Source organism: Cereibacter sp. Soil_C_27 (genome assembly GCF_057657095.1).
Genome location: NZ_JBDGJD010000002.1, coordinates 1025834 through 1049991 on the forward strand (window position 1 = coordinate 1025834; position 24158 = coordinate 1049991).

Genomic DNA, 24158 nt, shown 5'->3' on the forward strand with positions numbered 1-24158 from the left:
CGCCTTCACAATGTCAAATCGCCCCCGCCGGACCCGACCGGCGGAGGCGGGTTCGTCACTTTGGCGTGTCGTCGAGCTTGCCGCGGTTTTCCAGGATCTCGTCGATCAGGCCCCAGGCCTTGGCATCCTCGGCCGACATGAAGTTGTCACGCTCGAGCGCGGCTTCAACGGTTTCAAGGTCTTGGCCGGTGTGGCGCACGTAGATCTCGTTCAGGCGGCGCTTGAGCTTCTCGGTCTCGCGGGCGTGGATCATGATGTCCGTCGCCTGGCCCTGATAGCCACCCGAGGGCTGGTGGACCATGACGCGGCTGTTGGGCAGCGAGTAGCGCATGCCCGGATGGCCCGCCGTCAGCAGCAAACTGCCCATCGAAGCGGCCTGCCCGATCACCAGAGTCGAGATCTTGGGCTTGATGTATTGCATCGTGTCGTAGATCGACAGCCCGCTGGTCACCACGCCGCCGGGCGAGTTGATGTACATCGAGATCTCTTTGCTCGGGTTCTCCGCCTCGAGGAACAGCAGCTGCGCGCAGATCAGCGAGGACATCCCGTCATGCACCGGACCGGAGAGGAAGATGATCCGCTCCTTCAGCATCCGGCTGTAGATGTCATAGGCGCGTTCGCCCCGGCTGGTCTGTTCGACCACCATAGGCACAAGCGTGTTCATATAGGTATCGATGGGGTCTCTCATGTGCGCCTGCCTGTTGTGACGGGAAAAAGGATAATCGCCGAGGAATTACCCGAGTCTTAGTGGCCCGGCCCGCCCCCTGCAAGGGCAGCCCGCCAATTCGCCCCCCGCCCGGAGGTGCCGCCGCCGGGGGCATCGAGCCCCCGCCAGCGGCCCTGCCGTGGCCCGGGACGGGCCGGTCGCGAATTCCCGGGCGGCGGCTTTCCGGGTGAAAGGAGCTGTCGGGGGCGCGCCGGACGCTCCACGGGACGGATTTCTGCAAGGAGAAGGCCAGAGGCGGCGCCGCTTGCGGCTCTCCATGGCAATGCCGTTTGCGGGGGTTAGATGCCCCCGCGAACGGCTCCGCCTCAGCCGAAGACCCGGCGGGCGAGCAGGATGCGGCTGGTGGCGGTGAGGAGGCATAAAATGCCGAAAATCCATGCGAACCAGCCGAAGGCGCCCGGGAAGAGGCACATCAGCACGAAGAGGCCGATGGTCTCGCTGCCCTCGAGCAGGCCCGCGGTGAAGTAGAGCGATTTCTCGCCGCGCGCGGTCGTGGTCAACCCGCGCTTCTCGGCGAGGATCGCGTAGCCGAGGAAGCTCGCGCCATTGACATAGAAGGTGGTGAGCAGGAAGGCGCCTGCCGCGCCATTGGCCGGGTCGCGCAGCACGAAGGCGAGCGGGATGGCGCCGTAGAACAGGAAGTCGCAGGTGATGTCGAGATAGCCGCCGAAATCGGTCTTGCCGCGCGCCCGCGCCACCGCGCCGTCGAGCCCGTCGGCCAGGCGCGAGGCCAGGAGCGGCAGCAGTGCGAGCCAGCCCGGCGCACCGAGGGCGACGAGGGCGGCGGAGGCCAGCCCCAGCGCCAGCCCGGCCAGCGTGATCGCATCGGCCCGCGCGCCGCGCGCCGCGAGCCAGACCCCGGCCCGGTTCAGTCCCGGGTCGATCAGCCGTCGTGCCAATCCGTCGAGCATGGGCGCCTCCTCGGCCAGACCTCGCGCAAAGTCGGGCGGGCTGCAAGGGGATCCGCCGATCGTTTCAGCGCCTCACCAATGGGTCAGCCGGACGTTTTGCCGTTGCCGCCCCCCGCCGCCGCCGCTTAAGCCTTGGGCGGCGGTCGCTCGGGCCGCGATCAGGAGGACCAGATGAAGACACGGCTTCTCGCAACCCTCGCCGCGTTCTGTCTCGGCGGTGCCGCCGGTGCCCAGACCGCGGCGCCCGATCCGGCGTGGCAGGCGGTGCTCGATGCGGCGGAAGGCCAGACCGTCTATTGGCACGCCTGGGGCGGCGACCCGAAGATCAACGACTTCATCGCCTGGGTCGGGACCGAGGCGATGGAGCGGCACGGGGTGACGCTGGAGCAGGTGAAGCTCGCCGATACCACCGAAGCCGTGGCGCGGGTGCTGGGCGAGAAGGAGGCGGGGCGCGACAGCGGCGGGGCGGTCGATCTCATCTGGATCAACGGCGAGAATTTCGCGGCAATGAAGCGGCAGGGCCTGCTGTCGCAGCCCTTCGCCGAGAGCCTGCCGAACTGGTCCCTGGTCGATGTCGCAGGCAAGCCCGCGGTGGTGACCGATTTCACCGAACCGACCGGTGGGCTTGAAAGCCCCTGGGCCATGGCGCAGCTGGTCTTCGAATATGACAGCGCCACGCTGGCCGAGCCGCCGCGGAGCACGCAGGCGCTGCTCGACTGGGTCGTGTCCAACCCGGGCCGCTTCACCTATCCGCAGCCGCCGGACTACCTGGGCACCACCTTCCTCAAGCAGATCCTCTACGGCGTGATCGAGGATCCGACCCTGCTGCAGGAGCCGGTCGATCCGGCCAGCTACGCGGCGGTGACGGCCCCGCTCTGGGCCTGGCTCGATGCGGCGACGCCGCATCTGTGGCGCGAGGGGCGGGCCTATCCGCAAAACGAGCCGGCGCTGGGACAGCTCCTGGCGGATGGCGAGACGCAGATCTCCTTCGCCTTCAACCCGGGTCGCGCCTCGGCGGTGATCGCGGCGGGAGAGCTGGCCGATACGGTGCGGACCTTCGTGCTGGAGGAAGGCACCATCGGCAATGCGAGCTTCGTCGCCATCCCGTTCAACGCGGCGCATGAGGCCGGGGCGAAGGTGGTGGCGAACCTGCTGCTCGATCCCGAGGTGCAGGCGCGCGCGCAGGACCCGGCGGTGCTTGGCTTCCAGACCGTGCTCGATGTGGCGGCCCTGCCCGAGACCGACCGCGCTCGGTTCGAGGCGCTGGATCTCGGCGTGGCGACGCTGCCGCCGGCTGAACTCGGCAAGGCCCTGCTGGAGCCGCATGCCAGCTGGATGGAGGCGATCTCGGAAGACTGGATGCGGCGCTACGGGGTGGCACAGTGACGAAGCGCCGGGGCGGCTGGCTGCGGCTGGCCCCCCGGCTGACGCTGCTCCTGATGGTGACGCCGGTGCTGGCGGGGCTCGCGGGCACGCTGGCTCCGGCTTTCGGGCTGATGCGGGGCGGGGCGGATCTGGCGGCGTTTCGGGCACTGGCCGACTGGCCGGGACTGCCCGACGCCGCGTGGCTGTCGCTGACGACGGGTCTTGCCGCGACCGGGCTGGCGCTGGCAGTCACGCTGATGATCGTGGCGCTGCTGCAGGGCACCGCGGCTTTCGCGCTGCTGCTGCGGCTGCTCTCGCCGCTCCTGTCGGTGCCGCATGCGGCGGTGGCGCTGGGGCTCGCCTTCCTTCTGTCGCCCTCGGGCTGGCCTGCCCGTCTGGTCGCGCCCTTCGCGGGCTGGACCGCGCCGCCCGATCTGCTGACGCTGAACGATCCGGCGGGGCTGGCGCTGACGGCGGGGCTGGTGGTGAAGGAGGTGCCCTTCCTTCTGCTGATGATGCTGGCCGCCCTGCCCCAGACCGATGCGCCGCGCCGGATGATGGTGGCGGCGAGCCTCGGCTATGGCCGGGGGCTGGGATTCGTGCACGCGGTTCTGCCGGCGCTTTACCGTCAGATCCGGCTGCCGGTCTACGCGGTGCTCGCCTATTCGATGACGGCGGTCGAGATGGCGATGATCCTCGGCCCGACGCGGCCGCCGACGCTGGCGGTGCAGATCGCGCTCTGGATGATGGACCCGGCGCTGGCCGAGCGTGACCGGGCGGCGGCGGCGGCGCTGCTGCAGCTGGCGCTGGTGGTCGGCGCGCTTCTGGGCTGGCGCGGGATCGAGATGGCGGCGAAGCGGCTTCTGGCGCGGCTGGCGCTGACCGGGCGGCGCGGCGGCTGGCTCGACGCGCCGCTGCGGCCGCTGGCGGGCGGCTTCGCTCTGCTGGCCGTGGCGGCGGTCGGGCTGGGGCTGGCGGGGCTCGGGGTCTGGTCGGTGGCGGGGCTGTGGCAGTTTCCCGATCCCTTGCCCGGGACGCTGACGCTGAAGACATGGGCGCGGGCCGCACCGGGGCTGGCCGAGGCCTCCGCCATGACGCTGGTGCTGGCGCTGGGGGCCGTTGCGGTCGCGCTCCTGCTGACGCTTGCCTGTCTCGAGGCCGAGGCGCGGCATGGCTTCCGCCCGACGACGCGGGCCTTGTGGCTGCTTTACCTGCCGTTGATCGTGCCGCAGATCGCCTTCCTGCCCGGGCTTCAGGCGCTGGCGCTGATCAGCGGGGCCGAGGGCACGCCGCTGGCGGTCGCTGCGGCGCATGTGGTCTTCGTGCTGCCCTATGTCTTTCTCTCGTTGGCCCCGCCCTTCCGGGCCTGGGATGCGCGGATCGGCGTTGCCGGGGCGGCGTTGGGGGCGGACGAGAACCGCATCTTCTGGCGGCTGCGGCTGCCGATGCTCCTGCGCCCCGTGCTGACGGCGGCGGCGGTCGGGCTGGCGGTGAGCGTCGGGCAATATCTGCCGACGCTCCTGATCGGCGGCGGCCGGGTGGTGACGCTGACCACCGAGGCGGTGGCGCTGTCGTCGGGCGGCAACCGGCGGATCATCGGCACCTATGCCATCCTGCAGATGGCCCTGCCCGCCCTCGCCTTCGCCGCCGCCCTCGGCCTACCGGCGCTGGCCTTCCGTCACCGCCGCGGGATGAGGGTAGCATGAAGGGTCTGAGGCTCGACAGTCTGAAGGTGACGCGCGACGGCGAGACGCTGGTGGCGCTCGACGTGCTCGTGGCGCCGGGCGAGGTGCTGACGGTGATGGGGCCCTCGGGCTCGGGCAAGTCGACCGCGCTGGCGGCGATCATCGGCACGCTCGATCCGCGTTTCCGGCTGGAGGGGCGGCTCTGGCTCGACGGGGTGGAGGTGACGCATCTGCCGACGCGGGCGCGGCGGATCGGGCTCCTGTTTCAAGATGACGTGCTGTTTCCGCATCTGTCGGTCGGCGGCAACCTCGCCTTCGCGCTGCCGCCCGAGGTCCGGGGCCGCGCCCGGGGCGACCGGATCGAAGCGGCGCTGGAGCAGGCGGGGCTGCCCGGCTTTGCCGATCGCGATCCGGCAACGCTCTCGGGTGGGCAGCGCGCCCGCGTCGCGCTGTTCCGCACCCTGCTGGCCGAGCCCTGCGCCCTGCTGCTCGACGAGCCATTCTCGCGGCTCGATGCCGACCTGCGGGCGCAGATCCGCAGCTTCGTGCTGGACCGCGCCCGCGACCGTGGCCTCCCGGTGATCCTCGTCACCCATGATGCCGAAGACGCCCGCGCCGCCGGGGGCAGCATCATTTCGCCGATGGGCGCTCGCCTTTAGGTTGAATGACTTGGCAAGGCCGTTTTCGTCGGCTATGCCCTTTCCCAGAAAGCTCACCGCCGCATCCCGTGTATTTCGACGGGTCGGCTCTTGATGACCCTTTTCCCCATCATTCCGCCCAAGTCCTTGGCTTGCCGCGCTTGTGCCACTGTCTTGGCACAATCGGCTGCCATCGAGGACGCCTGTCCGACGACCTGACTTTGCCACGGAGCACTGCCATGACCCGCGCAAGCCTCGCCGCAGCCTTGATGGCTGCACTCCTCTTCCCGTTGAATCCCGCCTCGGCGGATACCGAGCGGGTCGCCTATCGCCCGAGCGGCTGCACATCGGCGGCGCAGGCCACTTCCGCCGCGCGGCAGGTGCTTGCGCATGTGAACGCGCAGCGGCGCGCCAAGGGGCTGTCGCCGGTCCGGCTGTCGGGCAGGCTCGACAAGGTGGCACAGGCCCATGCCTGCGACATGGCGGCCCAGCGGCGCTACACCCATGTCGGCTCCGACGGGTCCGACCTGTCGCAGCGGCTGCGGCGCGGCGGCTATCGCTTCCGCCTCGGGGCCGAGAACACCGCGCGCGGCTTCGACTCTTCAGACCGGGTGGTGAACTTCTGGATGAATTCCACCTATCACCGCGCCAATATCCTGCAGGCCTCGGCGACCGAGATGGGCGTCGGCCTGACCCAGCCCAACGGCGACCGCCCCTACTGGGTGCTGGTTCTGGCCGCGCCGCGCCGCTGAGCGAGACCCGAGGCACGGGTCGCCCTGCCCGTGCCTGCCCTGCCCGTGTCCGCCCTGACCGTGCCGCCAACCTCAGCGGGCGAGGATCAGCTCGGCTTTCAGCCCGCCCATCGTCTCGCTGTCACCCAGCCTGAGGGCGCCACCATGGCTGCGCGCAATGTCCATCGCGATCGAGAGCCCGAGCCCGACGCCGCCGCCCCTGTTCTGGTTGCGCGAGCGGTCGAGCCGGGTGAACGGATGGATCGCCTCGTCGCGCTGGCTCTTGGGAATTCCCGGCCCGTCATCCTCCACCGTGATCCGCGCGGCGCGTTCGGTCACCGCGATGCTGACCTCGGCAGTGGTGCCGTAGCGCACCGCGTTGCCGATTAGGTTCTCCAGCGCCCGGGTCACCGCGGCCGGGCGCATGCGCATGACGCCCTGCCCCTCGGTCGCCCGCAGGCTCACCGCCTGCCCGCTGCGCTGCGCGTTCTCGACCACGCGCTGCACCAGCGCCACCGGATCGACGTCCTCGGCCACATCCACCGCATCGCCGCGCGCGAAGGCGAGGAACTCGTCGACCAGACGCTCCATATCCGCGACGTCGCGCAGCAGATCCTCCGCTTCGCCCTGCTCCTCCAGCATCGACAGGCCCAGCTTCAGCCGGGTCAGCGGCGTGCGCAGGTCGTGGCTGACCCCCGAGAGCATCAGGGTCCGCTGCTCGATCTGCCGCTCGATCCGCGCCCGCATGTCGAGAAAGGCACTGCCCGCTGCCCGCACCTCCTGCGCGCCGCGCGGACGGTAGGGAATGTGCCGCCCCTTGCCGAAGGCCTCCGCCGCATCGGCGAGGCGCTTGATCGGGCGCAACTGGTTCGAGAGGAACAGGTAGGCGATCAGCGTCATCAGGATCGAGGTGGCGATCATCAGCACCAGGAGCTGGTGCGGGTTCGAGGCCGTCACCCGCCGCCGGTCCACCGCGACGGATATCTGGCGCGGCTGCGTGTCGAACAGCAGCCGCACCTCGTCGCTGTTCGATTGCAGATCGACCGCCTTCAGCGCGGGCAGCCCCTCGCGCAGCGTCCGCGCCACCTCGGCCCCCGAGAGATCCCAGACATCGCGCCGGTCCTCCTCCGCCGTCCAGGCCGCCGGGATCGCCACGTCGAACTGCAGCGCCTGCCCGAGCTCCGCCGCGCGCACCACCGCCGTCTCGGGCGTCGGTGCCTGCGCCACTTCCTTAAGAAGGTGGCTGAGGTCGATCTCCAGCCCGCGCGACATCTGCCGGGTGACGCCCTCGAAATGGCGCTGGATGAAGGCCACGGATATGACAAGCTGGATCGTGACGATCGGCACGATCAGGATCAGCGCGGCGCGGCCATAGAGACTGCGGGGAACGAGTGTCTTGAACGGCGATATCATGCGGCAAGCCTAGCCGCCCCTGCGAGGCGAGGAAAGAGCGATGCAAGACCAACCCCGGCCCGGTATCTGCGAGCGGCTTGCCCCCGGCGTGCGGCGCGTGCTCGCGCCTAACCCCTCGCCCATGACCTTCCGGGGCACCAACAGCTATCTCGTCGGCACGGGCCGCGTCGCGCTGATCGACCCGGGCCCCGACCTTCCCACTCATCGCGCGGCGCTGCTGGCGGCGCTGGAGCCGGGCGAGTGCATCAGCCATATCCTCGTGACCCATGCGCATCTCGACCACAGCCCCCTCGCCCACCCGCTGGCCGAGGCGACGGGCGCCGAGGTGCTGGCCTTCGGTCCGGCGCCGCGGAGCCCCGCGATGCAGGCGCTGGCCGAAGCGGGCGAGACCGGCGGTGAGGGTATCGACCGGGGCTTCACCCCGCACCGCTGCCTTGCCGACGGCGAAAGCGTCAGCGGCCAGGACTGGACGTTGACCGCGCTGCACACGCCCGGCCATCTGGGCGACCATCTGTGCCTCGCCTTCGGGAAGGCCTGCTTTTCCGGCGATCACGTCATGGGCTGGGCCTCGTCGCTGGTCTCGCCGCCCGATGGCGACATGACCGCCTATCTCGCCTCCCTCGCCCGGCTGGCGCAGGAAGACTGGCGCTGCCTCTACCCCGGCCACGGCGACCCCGTCACCGAGCCTGCTGCCCGTATCGCCTGGCTGGCGGCGCACCGGCAGGATCGTGAGCGGATGATTCTGGAGGCCCTGGCCCGCGGCACGGCCGAACTCTCCGCGCTGACGGCGGAAGTCTACGCCGACACTCCGGTCGCCCTTCTTCCCGCTGCCCGCCGCAACCTGCTCGCGCATCTCGTCGACCTCGCCCAACGCAACAGGATAAGGGCCGATCCGCAGCTCTCGGCCAACGCCCGTTTCACCCTCGCCTGAGCCCGCAAAAGAGTTCGGATTTTTCTTCACATCGGCTCTGGACGCCCCCGAAACAGCTTGCTATGTAGCCCCCGTGTTCCGGCGTAGCTCAGCGGTAGAGCAGTTGACTGTTAATCAATTGGTCGTAGGTTCGATCCCTACCGCCGGAGCCAAAAATCCTAACAAGATCAGATTGCTACGCAGACCTCGCCTAGGCGGGTTTTCTGCGTTTTGAGACCTTGTTATTGGATTTGTCACGGGGGCGGCGACGTTGCTCCGATGTGAAATCTAACTTATCGAGCGAGTTCCGGCCGAGTGGCTCGGCTACCTGAAAGGGCAGCGGATGTACCGATTTATCGCAGTCGCCGCCGTGTACACAGTCGCCGCGGCAAGCGCGTGCGGCCAAGTGGCCGGATCGAACATCTTGCGCTGACAAATTAAGCGGAATGGCGAGGTCTAGAAGATGCCTCTCCTGACCCGGGGGCCGCTTTGGCAAGACGGCGGGGCGGCGCTGATAAAGCACGACCCGGCTGCCCTTCTATTCACATATCCGCCTAGGGCGAGGCGCTATGGCCCCAGCCCTGTGCTGCGCCCCTCTCCGACGCGGCACCCAGGGCAGCTCTGCCCTGCCCTCTAGCCTGACGAAGGAGCCATAAGCGCCCCTGCGAGCCTCAGACAAACAGCACGTCCGAGTGGGTCAGTTCGGAGACGGTCACGTCGATCAGCAGGATGCTGTCCTTGGCCGACAGCACCAGCAGCGTGTCGTCTCCGGTCTGGATCGCCTCGTAGCTGTCGTGGCCCTTGATCTCGATGTGATCGAGCTTGCCTCCGGCGATGAAGTCGGTGATCCGGTCGTGGCCGTCGCCGGAGCGGAAGATGAAGGTGTCGTCGCCGCGACCGCCCTTGAGCATGTCATGCCCCTTGCCGCCGGCGAGCGTGTCTGCCCCGCCGCCGCCGAACAGCCGGTCGTCGCCCCGCATGCCGCGCAGCGCATCCTGATGGCCGCCGCCGCTCAGCCCGTTGTCGCCGCTGTTGCCGAGCAACACGTTCTTCAGCCCGTTGCCGGTCCCGTCGAGATCGGCGCCGCCCTGCAGGGCCAGCACCTCGACATTGGCCTCCAGCTTCCAGCTCAGGTTGGCGTTGACCCGGTCGCGGCCCTGACCGGCATATTCGCGGACCTGATCCCCGGCGTCATTGACGATATAGGTGTCGCGCCCCATTCCGCCGAAGGCGATGTCGGCCCCGCCCCGCCCGTTCAGCCGGTCGTTGCCGCCATTGCCGTAGAGCTGGTCGTCGGCAGCAGTGCCCTTCAGCGAGTCCCCCTTCGGCCCGCCGATGCGGACCGAGTCGGAGGGCAGGCTGACGGCATCGAGATGCGCCACCAGAGGCCGCCCGGGATAATCCCAGGCACCCGCCCAGTTCTCCATCCGGGTCGGCACGATCCAGAGATCGGTCAGGCTGTTCAGCGGGCCCGGATCCCAGACGCCGCGGTCGATGTCCTTGGCATCCACCGTCGCGACCTCGATGCCGTCGACGGTGAAAACCGCATGTTTCTTGGTGACGGTGATCCCGTAGAGATGCATGCCCTCGGAAGCGTCGAAGCCCAGATCGACCGTCGTGCGCTGCTTCAGTCCGGCGTGGCCGTTCTCGTCCTCGAAGTGCACGGCGATCTGGAAGCGGCTGGTGTTCCGCCCGACGAATTCGATGTCATACTCCCGCCATGGCTGGGTGCGATAGTCGTCCTGGTAGAGGAACATGCCGAACACCGACCCGTCGACCATATCCGGCACCTGCGCCATCCAGGTCCAGGTTCCTGTCGTCGCAGCAGCGATCGACTGGAACTCGCCCCCGTCGAAGGGCCGGTCATCGCCTGGTGCGGCCTTGTCGAGAATGACCTCGAAGGACCCGTTCGGGTTTTGGCGGACGTGGTCAGGATTCCATCCCAGCAAAGGGGACTGTGCGGCATCCCAATCGGACACCAGCCATTTGTCGTCGATAATCGTCACGGCTTATTCCCCTCCACCCGGAGGCCCCGCCGATCAACGCCGCTCCGGAGAGCGGGCACATCGGCTGAAGAGGCGCGGGAAAGACACAATTGAAAATTCGATGCTGCTACGTAAGGCGAATTGATAAGAAAAGAAGCTAGGCACACCTCTTTCGATTATTTGGTAGACATAATTGAGAAGTATCCTCCGGCAAGGGCGGCAACAAGTAAAACGTATGTGATTTGTGACGATTTTTGTTGACAACCCTGGGTTGCATTTGGCGAATCGATTGCAATCGAAACGGGCCTTCGGAAACTCGGTTGTCTACGCGCGCCACGGATACATCGGCCTTGCATCAGTCTGCGCCAGGGTGCCTGGTGCCGGATGCTGGAAATCCATCGCACCTGCCCCCGCAGGTATCCAGTGGCGCTGCATCGTCGGACTGTTCCAAGTCCCAAACCTTGCCGCCCCGCCCTGCGCCAGCCACCGCCCGCCTTCGTACAGGCCTCATCCCAAGCCATGCTGCCCACAACCCTGGAGGCGACGATGACAGTTTTGTTCATCCGGAACGACCTTCTGGACTCTCGGGCTGAGCATGCCACAATAGCCTCGCCCCGCCGCGAGGACGCTCTTGCGGAGGCGCGACGCTTGCCGTGACGATCACGCCCTCCGGGAGATGCGAGACATGTCCGACAACCAGATCACCTCCCGGCTGCCGCTGGCCTTCGCGCAGGAATGGCTGGTCGGCACCTATGAATGGTGGCCCGCGGCGGACCGGCTCAGCTGGTCGCCGGAGCTCGGCCGGATCTACGGCCTCAGCCAGTTGCCCGGCGCGGAACCCGGGTTCATGGAGCTTGTCCATCCCGACGACCGGGTCGGCGTGGAGGCCCGCACCTCGACCTTCCTCGGCTCGGACGCGACGAGCTACAGCCACACCTTCCGCATCCGGCGGCCCGACGGGGTGGTGCGCGTCATCCTCGACCGGGGCGCGATCGAGCGCGACGAGAACGGCAACGTCCGGGTCATCCACGGCATCAACATCGACGTGACCGAGGATCTCCGCATCGACGGCGAGCCCGGCGGGCCCGCGGACGATCAGCTGCGCCTCTCGCTGCAGGCCGCCCCCACCATCGCCTTCGGCTGGGACATCCGCGAGGACCGGACCTGGCGCATCGTCGGCGACACTCCGGAGGCTCCGCAGGAAACCGGTCACCCGCCGAATTTCGAGAAGCTGGCCCGCGCCGTCCATCCCGAAGACCGCGACGGCTTCCGCGCCGCGGTCGATGCGGCACTGCGCTCCGCCGATGGCGGCTACCGGTCCGAATACCGGCTCACCGCGCCGGACGGGGTGGAGCGCTGGCTCGACGAGCGGGGCAAGGTGGAGTTCGACGAGAACGGCGCGCCGCTGCGCCTGCTCGGCATGTCGCATGACGTAACCGAACGCAAAAGGGTCGAGCAGGAGCTGGCCGAGGCCAACGCGCTCCTCGAGGCGCTGTTCGACAACGCGCCGGTGGGGCTCGGCGTCTGGGACAGCGATTTCCGCTTCCTGCGCATCAACCGCGAGCTGGCCGCGATCAACGGGCTCTCGCCCGAGACGCAGCTGGGCAAGCGCCCGGACGAGCTGTTGCCCGATCTGGCGGAGCTGGGCGAGGTCTATCTGCGCTGGCAGCATATCCTCGAGACTGGCGAATCCTGGCGCGGAGTCGAGATCAGCGGTGAGACCCCGGCGCAGCCCGGGCGGCGGCGGACCTGGGTCGAGGATTTCTTTCCGGTGCGCGTCGGCAACCGCAACGTCGGCATCGCCGCCGTGGTGCAGGAGACCACCCGCCGCAAGGAGGCTGAGGAGCGGCTGCGCGCCAGCGAGACCCGCTACCGCATGCTGTTCGACACCATCGACGAGGGCTTCTGCGTGGTCGAGGTGAAGCTCGAGGCGGCGGACGGGCTGACCGACTACCGCGTGCTGGAGGCGAACCCCTCCTTCTACGAGCAGACCGGCTTCCCGGAATCGATCCTCGGGCGCTGGCTGCGCAAGGCCGCCCCGGATCTCGAGGAACATTGGTACGAGATCTACGGCCATGTCGCGCGCACCGGCGAGCCGGTGCGCTTTGAGCAGGCCTCAGAGCTTCTGGGCCGCTGGTTCGATGTCCGCGCCTGCCCGATCGGAGCGCAGCACGACAATCACGTTGCCATCCTGTTCAACGACATCACCGCCCGCAAGCGCCAGCAGGAACACGACCGGATGCTGATGGGCGAGGTGAACCACCGGTTCAAGAACATGCTCAGCGTGGTGCTGGCCATCGCCCGCCGCACTGCCGCCTCCGGCACCGAAGGGTTCCTCGGACGCTTCGGCGAGCGGGTGCAGGCCTTGGCAGCAGCGCAGGATCTGTTGATCCGCAACGGCTGGAAGACCATTCCGATCACCGACCTCGTGAAATCGCAGCTGGCGCATTTCACCGACCTGCGTGGCAAGCGCTTCTCGCTCTCCGGCCCGTCCCTCTCGCTGACGCCGGACGCGGCGCAGGCGCTCGGCATGGCGCTGCACGAGCTGGCGACCAATGCCGCGAAATACGGCGCGCTTTCCAACGAGACCGGGCGCATCGCGATCGCCTGGTCGGTCGATCCCGAGGCGGCCCCTGCCCCGCGCTTCACCATGTCCTGGCTGGAAAGGGAGGGTCCGCCCGTCACCCCGCCCGAGCGCCGCGGCTTCGGCTCCACCGTGACCACCGGCATGGTGGAGGCCAGCACCGGGGGCAAGGTGAGCGTCGCCTATGCGCCGGAGGGGCTGGAATGGCGGCTCTCCTGCCCGGTCGCCGACGTGATCGAGGGCGCCTCCTCGCGCCCCCTGCGGCCACGCCCTACGGGGACGGTGGCGCCGAGCGAGGATCGCGGGAGCACCTGACCGCGGGGCAGCGGAACGGGTGCGGCAAGGCGTCAGCCGCTCAGGCGGCCGGGCTTTGCGCGCTGCCCTTGGAGCGGATCCTCTCGAGCGTCGACCGCAGCCGGAAGACGGCGCCCTCCGGCGGATACTCGATCGCCGGCTCACCGCCCAGATCCCCGGCAAGGGCGCTCATCAGCCTGGTGCCGAACCCCTCGCGCGACGGCGGGGTGACGGCCGGCCCGCCCGTCTCCCGCCAGGTCAGCGTCAGCGCCTCGCCTTCGATCCGCCAATCCACCCGCACCCGGCCATGCTCGTTGGAGAAGGCGCCGTATTTCATCGCATTGGTGTTCAGCTCGTGCAGCACCATCGTCAGGGCGATGCTGGCCCGCGAGCTGAGGATCACCTCCGGTCCCTCGGTGTCGAGCCGGTCGGCATAGGGACCGCCGCTGCCCAGCGAACTGCGGATGACATCCTCGAGCGGCGCCTCGACATGGACGGAGCGGGTCAGGAGATCATGCGCCCGCCCGAGCGCCGCGATCTGCGCTCCGATGATCGCCGCGACCGCTTCCTTGCTATCGGCCCGCCGAACCGACTGGTTGACGATCGCCTGCACCACCGCCAGCGTGTTCTTCATCCGGTGCTTGAGTTCGTCCATCAACAGCTCGCCCCGCGCCTCGGCCTCGATCTGCGCCGTGGTCTCGACCACCGTCAGATAGATGCCGCGCACCATGCCCGCATCGTCCCAGATCGGGCTGTGGCTGTGCGTGAAATAGGCATCCTTCGCCACGCCATAGCGGTCCGGCGTGTAGCGCGCATTCTCCGTATAGTAGCTGTCGCCCGCCAGCACCTTCTGGAAGAAAGGCTCCAGCTGGTCCCACATCTCGAACCACCAGTCATGGGCCGGCTGGCCGAGATGCCCGGGGTGCTTGCGCCCCAGTCGCAGCGCATAGGCATCGTTGTAGAAGGTGTAATGTTCCGGGCCCCAGTGGACCATGGAGGCGAATTTCGAGGTCAGGCAGATCCGGACCGCCGTCTTCAGCTCGACCGGCCAGTGCAGCGGCTCGCCCAGCGGATGGTCCGACCAGTCGAGCGCGTCGAGAAGCGCCGCGCAGTCGCCGCCGGTCGCGGGAAAGGGCCGGGTGGGAGGGGAAGCGCTGCTCATGCGGCAGAAATAGAAGGCGCGGCGCATGGGCACAACACGATTGTCACGCCCGCGCGCGCAGTCGGCCCGACGTCGCAGCGTCAGCCGCCGCGGATTTTCTGCGAAAATCCCGGTCTCCGCGTTTTCTGCGAAAACGCCCCGGATCCTTCGCAGAAGGATCGCCTTCCCGGGCTTTCGCAGAAAGCCCGGGCCCTTCAGGCAGGTCGCTGACAGACCATCCCCCAGCCTCAGACCGGATAACCCCGCTCGCCGATCAGCGCCCAGAAGCTGCGGTTCAGGTGCACCAGCTCCTCGATGCAGCGGCGGATGCTGTCGACGGCCTCGCCGTCGATCGAATTCACCCGCCCCAACCGGATGTCGGTCTTGCGGTCCGAGATCCGCATCTGGATCGTCCGAGCTGTGCCGCCCTCGAGGTCAAAGGCATAGATGCAGTGATTGTACTGGTTGCGCAGCGCCGAGAGCCGGGTGAGCTGGCCCACCGCGGCCAGCACCTGATCCCGCTCGCCCGCGTCGCGGCTCTCCATCTTCACCAGCCGCTCCACCAGATCCGCCCGCGCCCTTGTGGTGTTGAGCGTGAGGTAGATGACCAGAGCCGTGTCCTTGGTGGTGCCGACGATCCCGGCGATCAGGTGGATCAGCAGGCTTTCCGTGTTCGACCAGACATAGTTGAGCCGTCCGAGCAGCAGCAGCACGTCGTCGAAGCTTTCGGACGCGGCGCGGTTCATTCCCGCACACCCCGGCGGCCCGAGAGGTACCAGTTGGCCGCGGCGGTGCGGTTTCGCACCCCGACCTTACTGATGATCCGGTGGATATGCAGCTTGACGGTATGTTCCGACAGGCCGAGCCGATCGGCGATCACCTTGTTCTGCCCACCCTGCGCCACGAGGTCGAGCACCTCGGTCTCGCGCCGGGTCAGACCGGCGGCGCTGACCGAAAGGCTCGCGTCCCGCTCCTCCGGGTCGGCGGCCGCCTCCGCGCCCATCGGCAGCAACTCGCAGGGCACGAAGAAGTCGCCCCAGAGCGTCAGCCGAAACACCGAAGCCCAGACGCCGACGGGCACGTTCATCGGCAGCAGCCGCACGTCGCGCAGCGGCCCGCCGTTGCGCCGCTGGGCGAGGATGCGCCGCGCCCGGTCGCGGTCGTGATAGGCCACAGCCCAGTAGGTCGCCGCGTCGAGCCCGCGCAGCAGCTCCATCCGCTCGGCCAGTTCGTCGGCCTGCGCCTCCTCCACCACCACCATCCGCAGCGTCACCTCCCCGGCAAGCTGCGCCAGACCGGCGGAGGCGACATCGGGATGGTGCCGGACATCGATGCCCCCCGCTTCGGAGACCGCCACCCGCAGGATCCAGTCGCTGAACACGAGCGGGCTGCCGATGAAGAGGATGACCGGGGGTTTGCGTCGGTGGTCCGACTTCTCTGAAAAGCGATTGTCGTCAAAACCTTTACTCATCACCCTCTCCTCAAGGAACTGTCTACATAATGGGCGTTCAGGCTTGAAAATTAGTCTTTAATGCAACGCATTCTAACGCGGGCCGCCGATTCTCGAAACAGGTCCACGGTCTTCGGTCGCACTCCTTTCGGCGTAGCCGGTCCTCTCCGCGCCCCCCGTTCCATCTGCCGAAGGCCGCTCTCTCGGGCAGCAAAACCGCTCCGCGGCAGGGCTGGCGCCCCCGTCCGTAAACCCTTCGGTCTAGGCCCCCGCGCGATTCGCCCTGCGACAGGGCCGCCCGCAGCGCGATGACGCAGGCTGACACGGCGTTCAGCCAATCCTTCTGCTAAATCCCGCCCCTGACGGGGTCGCTCCTTCGGCCAGCTTTCGCAAAACCCAGCCCGGTGCGATGGTCGAAGCGTCCCGGGAGAGAGCGGGATCTGCATTTAACAAAATCAATGAGCTGCAGGGTGATCGGACCCATGGCGCCCTTTGGGACGCCCCGCAGGGCTTTGGCCCGGGCGCAGGCCGATCGCAGCAGGAAGGAGGCTGCCTCCAGGCTGACCGTCGTGACGACCGAGCCGGACCCGCAGGGACCGGCCAGACGTGACCAATCAACCGCAACCAGCACTCATCCTCTTGCGCCGTCTTGGAAATGACTGACGGGCCCGCGGGATGACAGGAGCACTTTCCATGTCAGACAAAAGATCGAATGCCCAGAACAGCAACATCGTTTTCGATGACATCACCGTCGATGACGTGACCGCCGAGTTCGACGCCGAAGTCTCCATCGCGGAGGCCGACATCGACCTGCAGCAGCAGGATCAGGAACAGTCCACCGACGTGCAGAACGATCAGGGTCAGGGGCAGGATCAGGGCCAAGGTCAGGATCAGGGCCAAGGTCAGGGCCAGGGTCAAGATCAGGGCCAGGGTCAGGATCAGGGGCAAGGCCAGAGCCAGGGCCAGGGTCAGAGCGTCGACAATGCCAATACCAACGGCGGCGACGACAGCAACGACAACTCCAACCAGGTGAACATCGACTTCGGCGGCGGCGAGTGGATCCCGCGCGATGACGATCTGGTCGACATCGACATGACTGACGAATCCGAGGTGGGCGACATCGTCGCCGCCGGCGGCGACATGTATTACGAGGCGGGCAGCATCTACGGCGGCGGCAACGACCTCGATCTCGACGGTGTGCTGAACAACGCGACCTTCGGCGCGGGCAACGACTCCGCGCTGGTCACCGGGCAGAACGCCACGCTTGAGGACACCGACTCGCTGTGGAACCCGACCGTCAGCAATGACGGCACCTTCACCCAAAGCGGCGATGCATATGGGGGCACGGCAAGCGCCGCCGAGGGCATCAGCGCCGGGGCCGATGGTGCGGCGGGCGGAAGCTACGCCAGCAGCAGCGGCGGCGGGGCCATCGGCGGCACGGCGCTCGGCGGCATGTCGGGCGCGACGGGCGGCGAGTCCGGCGACGGCGGCGACGGGGACGGCGACGGCGGCAACGGCGGCGATGCCGATGCGAGCGGCCTGTCGCTCGGCCTCGGGCTCGGCAGCGCCGAGACCCAGAGCAACAGCACCGGCGGTGACGGTGGCGACTCCGATTCCGACAGCACCGCCGAAGGCTCCGCCGACAGTGATCAGGATGCCGATGGCGAAGGCGGCAACGGCGGCGACGCAGCCTCGCTCGGCCTCGGCCTCGGCTCGGGCATCTCGGGCTCGGCAGCGGGCGATCAGGATGCCGACGGCGGCGACAGCGCCTCGCTGGGCGCGGGTCTGGGGGCCGGGCTCTCCGGCGCGGGTTCCAGCGCCGAGGATGCCAATGGCGGCGACTCCGGTGCGATCGGCGTGGGCCTTGGTGAGGGCGATGCCGACACTGATGCCGAAGGCGATGGCGGCTCGGGTGGCGATGCGGCGGGTCTCGGCGGCGGTCTGGGTCTCGGCGGCGCCGAATCCGAAGCCGACAGCGATGCCACGGGCGGTTCTGCCGGTGCGGGCGCCGGTGCGCTCGGTCTGCTCGCAGCGGCTCTGGCCGGAGCGACGGGCGGTGACGCGGGCAGCGGCGCCGGCTCGGGCGATGCGACCGGCACCGGAACCGGCACCGGGACGGGCACCGGAACAGGCGGTGACGGCGGCAGCGGCGACGCGATGTCGGGCGATGCCGACGGCAGCGGCGAAGGCACCGGCAGCGCAGACTCGGCGGGCGGCGCGGGCGGCAGCAACAGCGCCATGTCCGACTCCGCGGGCACCGGCACCGGCACGGGCACCGGAGGCGACTCCACCGGCGGCGCGGGCAGCAACGAGGCAACCTCCAGCGCCGACTCCGCCGGCATGGGCAGCAGCACCTCCGCCGCGGAAGGCGGCATCGGCGGGCTGTCGGAAATCTTCTCGCATGCCGATCTCGACGGCTCTGCAGACAGCATGGCCGAAGCGATCGCTGGCTATGGCGGGACCGGCCAGTCGGATGACGATGCCACCAACACCTCCAGCGGCAGCGCCTCGACCGACGCCAGCGTCGGCGGCACCGGCGCGGGCGGCGCGGGAATGGGCACCGGCGGCGCCGGGGGCTATGCGGCGGGCGGCGCCTCGGCCGGCGGCGACGCCAGCGTCGGCGACGTGCTGGGCGGCGCGGGCGGCTCGGCCATGAACGGCGACGGCGGCATGGGCGGCGATGTCGGCAGCTGGGGATCGGGGAACGGCGATGACGGTTATGTCACCGGCGAATCCCTCGCCTCGGCCTCGGCGGCGATCGATGTCACGGCCTTCAACCAGTCGATCGTCATGGGGGCCAACATCCTTGGCAACACCGTGGACATGACGGTTGTCGGCGGCTCGCTCACCTCCACCGCGGTGGGCGACGACGATCTGAGCTGAGGCACCACGACCCAGCGGGGCCGGTCATTAACCGGCCCCGCACCGGGCCTCGTCCGATCCCGTCGGACGCATAGAAGAAGGCAGCCTGGCCATGTCACTCGACCATTCGACCGAGCAAATTGCACATTTCATTGGTTCCTTTCATCTCGATATCGACGCCCTGCGTCTGCGCACGGATTACGAAGCCTTCAAGGTGGCGCAGAATGCCGAGGCCGAACCTCCCCCCGAGACCGAACACAAGCCCACGCGCTCCCCGCCCTACGAGATGAAGGGCTTCGAGCCGGGGCTTACCTATGTCGCCCCCGCCGATGCGACGCCCCCGCAGGAGGTGCCGCTCGTCGAGCATGGACCGGAGGAGCCCGTGCCGCTCGAGCCCGCGCTCGTCGAGGAAGGCCCGGCACCGGATCAGCTCGCGCTTGTCGACGCTCCCGTCGGCGGCTCCGGCGTGACACTGATGATCCCCCCGCCGCCGAATTCCATTCTCACGGTGACGACGCAGATCGCGTTGGTCTCCGACAGCGACGTGCTCGACTTCGGCGCGCCGAACGCCTTCATCGCGCCCGAGCTGCAGCTCGCGCAGCTGACCACGCTTGTCGCCACCGCGACGGCGCTCGGCGCAGGCGTGGGCGAGACGCTGCTGCCCTCCGCCACACCCACCCTGGCGCAGGCCGAAACGATGGCCGGGGAGATGCTGGCCACCGGCCAGCACCCCGCAGCGCCGGGTGTCACCGAGACCGTGCTGCACGGCCCCGAGGCCGAGACGCTGGTGATCGACGGCGAGGCGGCATCCGACATGCCGCTGTTCATCGACCTGCTGCCGGCACTGCTGAAACCTGAGGAGGCCCCTGAGGAAGAGGCGCTCGACCCACGCCTCGACCCCAGCCCCGATGCCCCCGATCCCTTCGGGGTGGACCCGGGCCATGAGGTCGTGACCGGCGGCAATCTCGCGATCAACGAAGCGCTGATCACGTTGCGCTGGGTCGATGCGCCGGTGATCGCGGTCGGCGGCTCGGTGATGGATCTGTCGTCGATCAGCCAGACCAATGTGATGGTCAGCACCGCCCTGCCCGGCGCCACGCTGGCCCCCTCGGTCGCGATGAACGCCGCCTCGATCGGCACCGTCTCGTCGCAGACGGGGACTGCCGCGCCCGTGTCGCAGGATCAGCCCGAGGGCTGGAACGTCGTCACCATCGAGGGCGATCTGACGGCGGTGAACTGGATCCAGCAATATGTCTTCCTGACCGACATGGACTGCGCCGAGGTGATCTTCACCGGCGCCGCCACCTACATCGGCATGGGCGAGAACGTCGTCTCCAACCTGACCTCGCTGACCGAGCTCGGCTATCACTACGATCTGATCGTGGTCGGTGGAGATATGCTGACGCTGAACACGATCACCCAGACCAACGTGCTGCTCGACGCCGATGTGGTCACCGGCGCCCCGGTGGGGACCGTGCAGGGGCAGGAGAATGTCCAGCTCAACAAGGCCGAAATCTCCACCGTCGGGATCGACAAAGTGGAGGAGATGACCGACGAGCTTCAGGCCACGATGCAGGCGCTGGAGACGGGAGGCTTCGGCCTGCCGCCGGAGATCCTCGCCGATCCCCATTTCGCCGGGCTCGACACGATCAACGTGCTCTACATCACCGGCGACCTGATCAAGATGAACGTCATCGATCAGGTGAACGTCATCGGCGATTCCGATCAGGTGCATATGGCGCTCGACGACGTAGCGGCGCTGGAGGGCGCCCTCGTCAGCGTCACCACCGGCGCCAATGCGCAGCTGAATTCGGCGCAGGTGGTCGATGACGGCATCGACAGCGTGGTGATGGCGATGGGCGAGGCCTACAGCGACGCGCTGATCCACCAGGCCGGGCTGATCGATCTCGACGCCCCGCCCGACGGGGTGGCCATGTCCGCCATGGTGAACGAGGCGGTGGCCTTTCTGGCCGAGGGGATGATCGACAGCTTCGACGAGCCCGAATTCGCGCCGAGCCCCGCCCTGCCCGACCATCCCGGCTATGCCGACGTGATGCAGACGGCGCTGGCCTGACCCCCCGACAGCGGAGAGAAGACCGTGAAGGACCTGACCGACCAACCCGATACCGCGCTGTCGCCTGAAGCTGCCATGGGGGCCTTCTCGGACCCCGCCCGCCAGCCCCTGCACCTCATGCCGGAAGCGCGGATCCACACCCCGCCCGGGGCCGAGGCACCCGCGCCCACCGAACCGCCGCGCGCCGAGCTGCGCGACACTTCGGTGGAGCGGCCGAGTGCCGTCACCATCGAGGCCAAGGCGGGCGAGCCGATGCCGCGCCGCGATCCGCCGCCGCCGACCGGCGGCGATGGCGGCGGCGACGGCGGCAAGGGCCCGGGTTTTCACCGCCGCGTCGGTCCCGAGAACTTCGGCGAAAGCCTGAAGCAGGGCACGGCGGCGGTGCGGCGAAATCTCGGCTATGTGATGGTGCTGACCTGCGCCACCAACATCCTGATCCTCGCCATCCCGGTCTACCTGTTCCAGATCTCCGACCGGGTGCTGACCAGCCGCTCGCTCGACACGCTGGTGATGCTGACGGTGGTCATCGTCGGCGCGATCCTGCTGCAGGCGGCGCTCGATGCCGTGCGCCGCTTCATGCTGATGCGCACTGCGGTCGAGGTGGCGGCACGGCTCGGCGGGCCGGTCCTGAGCTCGGCCGCCCATGCCTCGCTCAACGGGTCGGGGCGCGAGTATCAGACGCTGGGCGATCTGCAGCAGCTGCGCAGCTTTCTCGTCTCGGGCACGCTGATCTCCTTCCTCGACGTGCCCTTCGCGCCGCTCTTCATTCTGGCGATCTTCCTCGTCCATCCGCATCTCGGCATGATCGTGGTGGTGACGGCGCTTCTGCTCCTGGTGATCGCGCTGGCGAACCAGAAGTTGACGGAAAAGCATTTCGCCGCGGCCAACCTTGCCCAGTCCAAGGCCAACATGCATCTGGAGTCGATGGCGCGGAACAGCCAGATCATCAACGCCATGGCGATGATCCCCGAGGCGGTGACCATCTGGGGCCGCGACGCCGCCGCCTCGCTGATCGCGCAGGTCCGGGCGCAGGACCGCAACATCATCAGCGCCTCGCTGTCGCGCGCGGTGCGGCTGCTCACCCAGATCATGATGCTCGGCTGGGGCGCCTATCTCGCCATCGACGGCGAGATCACCGGCGGCATGGTGATCGCGGCCTCGATCATCGCCGGGCGGGCCCTCGCCCCGATCGAGGGTGCGATCGAGGGCTGGAACGCGGTGATCCTGACCCGCGCCGCGCATCAGCGCATCACCCGGCTCCTTACCTCCTCGCGGCTGCAGTTCGAGCGGCTGCGGCTGCCCCGCCCGCAGGGACGGCTCGATGTGGAGCGCCTGCTCTATGTGCCGCCGAACACCAAGCAGGTGATCCTGAACGGCATCGGCTTCTCGCTGAACCCGGGCGACACGCTGGCGGTGATCGGCAATTCCGGCGCGGGCAAGACCACGCTGGGCAAGATGCTGGTCGGCTCGATCCTGCCCACCTCCGGCTCGGTGCGGCTGGACCTGATGGACCTGCGCAACTGGGATCCGCGCCAGCTGGGCGAGAACCTCGGCTACCTGCCGCAGGACGTGCAGCTGTTCCCCGGCACCATAAAGGACAACATCGCCCGGATGCGCGCCGATGCCACCGACGAGCAGATCCACCGCGCCGCGGCGCTGGCCGACGTGCACGAGATGATCGCGCTGCTGCCGCAGGGCTACGAGACCATGGTGGCCGCGGATGGCTCGCCGCTCTCGGGCGGGCAGAAGCAGCGCGTGGCGCTGGCGCGTGCCTTCTTCGGCAATCCGCGCTTCGTGGTGCTGGACGAGCCGAACTCCAACCTCGACACGGCGGGCGACAAGGCGCTGGCCCGCGCGGTGGAACAGGCCCGCGCCAATGGCATCACCGTCGTCGTCATCACCCAGAAGCCCGCCCTCCTCAGCGTGGTCGACAAGATCATGCTGCTCAACAACGGCTCCATCGCCCTTTTCGGCGAGCGCGAGAAGGTGCTTGCCCAGCTCAACCCGACAGGCCCACAGGCTCAGGTGAGCCGCCAGCCGAGAGGACCCGCCATTGTCTGATGCAGCGCTTCCCCCCGCCGAATGGTATGCCGAGGTACCGCGCTCGATCACCCGCCACGCGATCTTCGGTTTCTCGCTGATGACCGTGGCTCTGGGCAGCTTCGGCCTCTGGGCCTTCCTCGCACCGCTTGCCGCCGCCGTCATCGCGCAGGGCAGTTTCGTCGCCACCGGGCAGAACAAGATCGTCCAGCATCTCGAGGGCGGGATCATCCAGCATATCTTCGTCAACGAGGGCGATCTGGTGCAGGAGGGTCAGGTGATCCTGCATCTGGACGAGACGCTGGCCAAGGCCACACGGCGCGAGTTGCTGCTGCGCCGCATCCGGCTGGAGGCGACCGAGGCGCGGCTTCTGGCGGCGCATCGCGGGCTCGGCACGCTGGTCTTCCCATCGCGGCTGATGGCGCAGCAGGGTGATCCGGAGATCGCCGCCATCCTCAACAGCCAGCGGCTCGCCTTCGCCACCACCAAGTCGCAGCTCGCCAACGAGATCGCGCTGATCGAGCGCAGCATGGACGCGCTCGACATGCGCAGCGCGGGCTATTCGGTGCAGCTCGGGGCGATGCGCGACCAGTCGGTGCTGCTCGACGAGGAGCTGGAGACGAAATCCACGCTGCTCGAAACCGGGCTGATCCGCCAGACCGAGATTTCGGCCCTGCGCCGCGCCCTGCTCGAGGCCAAGGGCCAGACCGCCCGGTTGGAGGCCGAGGTCAACGAGGCACGCGAGATGAAGGCGAAGTTCCAGACCCAGATCGGCAAGATCGAGGACGAGTTCCGCCGCGCCGCGCTGAGCGAGCTGCAGGCGATCCAGGGCGAGCTGGAAAGCATCCGCGAACAGTCGCGCAAGGCCGAGAACGTGCTGCTGCGCACCGATGTGCTGGCCCCTGTCACCGGCACGGTGATCCGCCTGCACTACCACACCACCGGCGGCGTCATCGAGACGGGCAAGCCCATCGCCGAAATCCTGCCCGCCGACGCGCCGCTGATCATCGAGGTGCTGGTGCCGAGCAAGGACATCGACAGCGTGAAGACCGGCCAGCCGGCGACGGTGCGGCTGATCGCGCTGAACCAGCGCACCACCCCCGTGCTGGATGGCGTGGTCGATTACGTCTCGGCCGACAGCGTGGCCGATACCTCCGACGGCACCATGCGCGAGGTCTATGTGGCGCGCGTGACGATCACTGCCGCCGAGCTCCAGCGCGTGCCAGGCTTCACCCCCACGCCCGGCATGCCCGCCGAGATCATGATCCAGACCGCCGAGCGGACCTTCGCGCAATATCTCGCCCGGCCGATCATCGACAGCATGAACCGCGCCTTCCGCGAGCAATAG

At 68.4% G+C, this 24158-nt stretch carries 17 protein-coding genes and 1 tRNA gene; 11 read left to right on the forward strand and 7 right to left on the reverse strand.

The window, feature by feature from the left end:
- Positions 1–55: 55 nt before the first annotated feature.
- A complete protein-coding gene (locus tag AC3A5Z_RS12035; protein ID WP_487519567.1) occupies positions 56–688 on the reverse strand; it encodes an ATP-dependent Clp protease proteolytic subunit in 633 nt (210 codons plus the stop codon).
- Between the two features lie 344 nt (positions 689–1032).
- Positions 1033–1638 carry a CDP-alcohol phosphatidyltransferase family protein gene (locus AC3A5Z_RS12040; RefSeq protein ID WP_487519568.1) on the reverse strand — a complete coding sequence of 202 codons (606 nt, stop codon included), beginning with the start codon at positions 1636–1638 and terminating at the stop codon, positions 1033–1035.
- A gap of 171 nt (positions 1639–1809) precedes the next feature.
- On the opposite strand from AC3A5Z_RS12040, the gene AC3A5Z_RS12045 reads away from it, so the two are divergent.
- The 4 genes from AC3A5Z_RS12045 (at position 1810) to AC3A5Z_RS12060 (ending at position 6078) form a co-directional block, all read left to right on the forward strand.
- A complete protein-coding gene (locus tag AC3A5Z_RS12045) occupies positions 1810–3024 on the forward strand; it encodes an ABC transporter substrate-binding protein (protein WP_487519569.1) in 1215 nt (404 codons plus the stop codon).
- Entirely contained in the window at positions 3021–4709 is a 1689-nt protein-coding gene (locus tag AC3A5Z_RS12050; protein ID WP_487519570.1) for an ABC transporter permease, read from the forward strand. The genes AC3A5Z_RS12045 and AC3A5Z_RS12050 overlap by 4 nt, the downstream gene beginning before the upstream one ends.
- Positions 4706–5347 (forward strand): ATP-binding cassette domain-containing protein, encoded by a 642-nt coding sequence (locus tag AC3A5Z_RS12055; RefSeq protein ID WP_487519571.1) that lies wholly within the window; start codon positions 4706–4708, stop codon positions 5345–5347. The genes AC3A5Z_RS12050 and AC3A5Z_RS12055 overlap by 4 nt, the downstream gene beginning before the upstream one ends.
- Before the next feature lie 218 nt (positions 5348–5565).
- Positions 5566–6078, forward strand: coding sequence for a CAP domain-containing protein (locus AC3A5Z_RS12060; protein ID WP_487519572.1), 513 nt, complete (start codon positions 5566–5568; stop codon positions 6076–6078).
- A gap of 72 nt (positions 6079–6150) precedes the next feature.
- On the opposite strand, the gene AC3A5Z_RS12065 is transcribed toward AC3A5Z_RS12060, so the two are convergent.
- Entirely contained in the window at positions 6151–7470 is a 1320-nt protein-coding gene (locus tag AC3A5Z_RS12065) for an ATP-binding protein (RefSeq protein ID WP_487519573.1), read from the reverse strand.
- A 40-nt stretch (positions 7471–7510) separates the two neighbouring features.
- On the opposite strand from AC3A5Z_RS12065, the gene AC3A5Z_RS12070 reads away from it, so the two are divergent.
- Together AC3A5Z_RS12070 and AC3A5Z_RS12075 are read left to right on the forward strand one after the other, a co-directional pair.
- Positions 7511–8401, forward strand: coding sequence for an MBL fold metallo-hydrolase (locus tag AC3A5Z_RS12070; RefSeq protein WP_487519574.1), 891 nt, complete (start codon positions 7511–7513; stop codon positions 8399–8401).
- A gap of 77 nt (positions 8402–8478) precedes the next feature.
- A tRNA-Asn gene (locus tag AC3A5Z_RS12075) sits at positions 8479–8553 on the forward strand.
- 498 nt (positions 8554–9051) lie between these two features.
- Here AC3A5Z_RS12075 and AC3A5Z_RS12080 read toward each other — a convergent pair.
- Positions 9052–10386 carry a family 16 glycosylhydrolase gene (locus tag AC3A5Z_RS12080; protein WP_487519575.1) on the reverse strand — a complete coding sequence of 445 codons (1335 nt, stop codon included), beginning with the start codon at positions 10384–10386 and terminating at the stop codon, positions 9052–9054.
- A 664-nt stretch (positions 10387–11050) separates the two neighbouring features.
- On the opposite strand from AC3A5Z_RS12080, the gene AC3A5Z_RS12085 reads away from it, so the two are divergent.
- On the forward strand, positions 11051–13264 hold the full coding sequence (locus AC3A5Z_RS12085; RefSeq protein WP_487519576.1) for a PAS domain-containing sensor histidine kinase: 2214 nt from the start codon (positions 11051–11053) through the stop codon (positions 13262–13264).
- A 40-nt stretch (positions 13265–13304) separates the two neighbouring features.
- Here the strand turns inward: AC3A5Z_RS12085 and AC3A5Z_RS12090 are convergent, their stop codons facing one another.
- The 3 genes from AC3A5Z_RS12090 to AC3A5Z_RS12100 form a co-directional block, all read right to left on the reverse strand.
- Positions 13305–14432 (reverse strand): sensor histidine kinase, encoded by a 1128-nt coding sequence (locus AC3A5Z_RS12090; RefSeq protein WP_487519577.1) that lies wholly within the window; start codon positions 14430–14432, stop codon positions 13305–13307.
- Between the two features lie 200 nt (positions 14433–14632).
- Positions 14633–15130, reverse strand: a complete 498-nt coding sequence (locus AC3A5Z_RS12095) for a hypothetical protein (protein ID WP_487519578.1) — start codon at positions 15128–15130, stop codon at positions 14633–14635.
- Entirely contained in the window at positions 15127–15855 is a 729-nt protein-coding gene (locus tag AC3A5Z_RS12100; RefSeq protein ID WP_487519579.1) for a helix-turn-helix transcriptional regulator, read from the reverse strand. The genes AC3A5Z_RS12095 and AC3A5Z_RS12100 overlap by 4 nt, the downstream gene beginning before the upstream one ends.
- 672 nt (positions 15856–16527) lie before the next feature.
- On the opposite strand from AC3A5Z_RS12100, the gene AC3A5Z_RS12105 reads away from it, so the two are divergent.
- The 4 genes from AC3A5Z_RS12105 (at position 16528) to AC3A5Z_RS12120 (ending at position 24158) form a co-directional block, all read left to right on the forward strand.
- Entirely contained in the window at positions 16528–18717 is a 2190-nt protein-coding gene (locus AC3A5Z_RS12105; protein WP_487519580.1) for a hypothetical protein, read from the forward strand.
- Between the two features lie 91 nt (positions 18718–18808).
- Positions 18809–20770, forward strand: coding sequence for a hypothetical protein (locus AC3A5Z_RS12110; RefSeq protein WP_487519581.1), 1962 nt, complete (start codon positions 18809–18811; stop codon positions 20768–20770).
- A gap of 75 nt (positions 20771–20845) precedes the next feature.
- Entirely contained in the window at positions 20846–22831 is a 1986-nt protein-coding gene (locus AC3A5Z_RS12115) for a type I secretion system permease/ATPase (protein ID WP_487519613.1), read from the forward strand.
- Positions 22824–24158 (forward strand): HlyD family type I secretion periplasmic adaptor subunit, encoded by a 1335-nt coding sequence (locus tag AC3A5Z_RS12120; RefSeq protein WP_487519582.1) that lies wholly within the window; start codon positions 22824–22826, stop codon positions 24156–24158. Before AC3A5Z_RS12115 ends, AC3A5Z_RS12120 begins: the two co-directional genes overlap by 8 nt.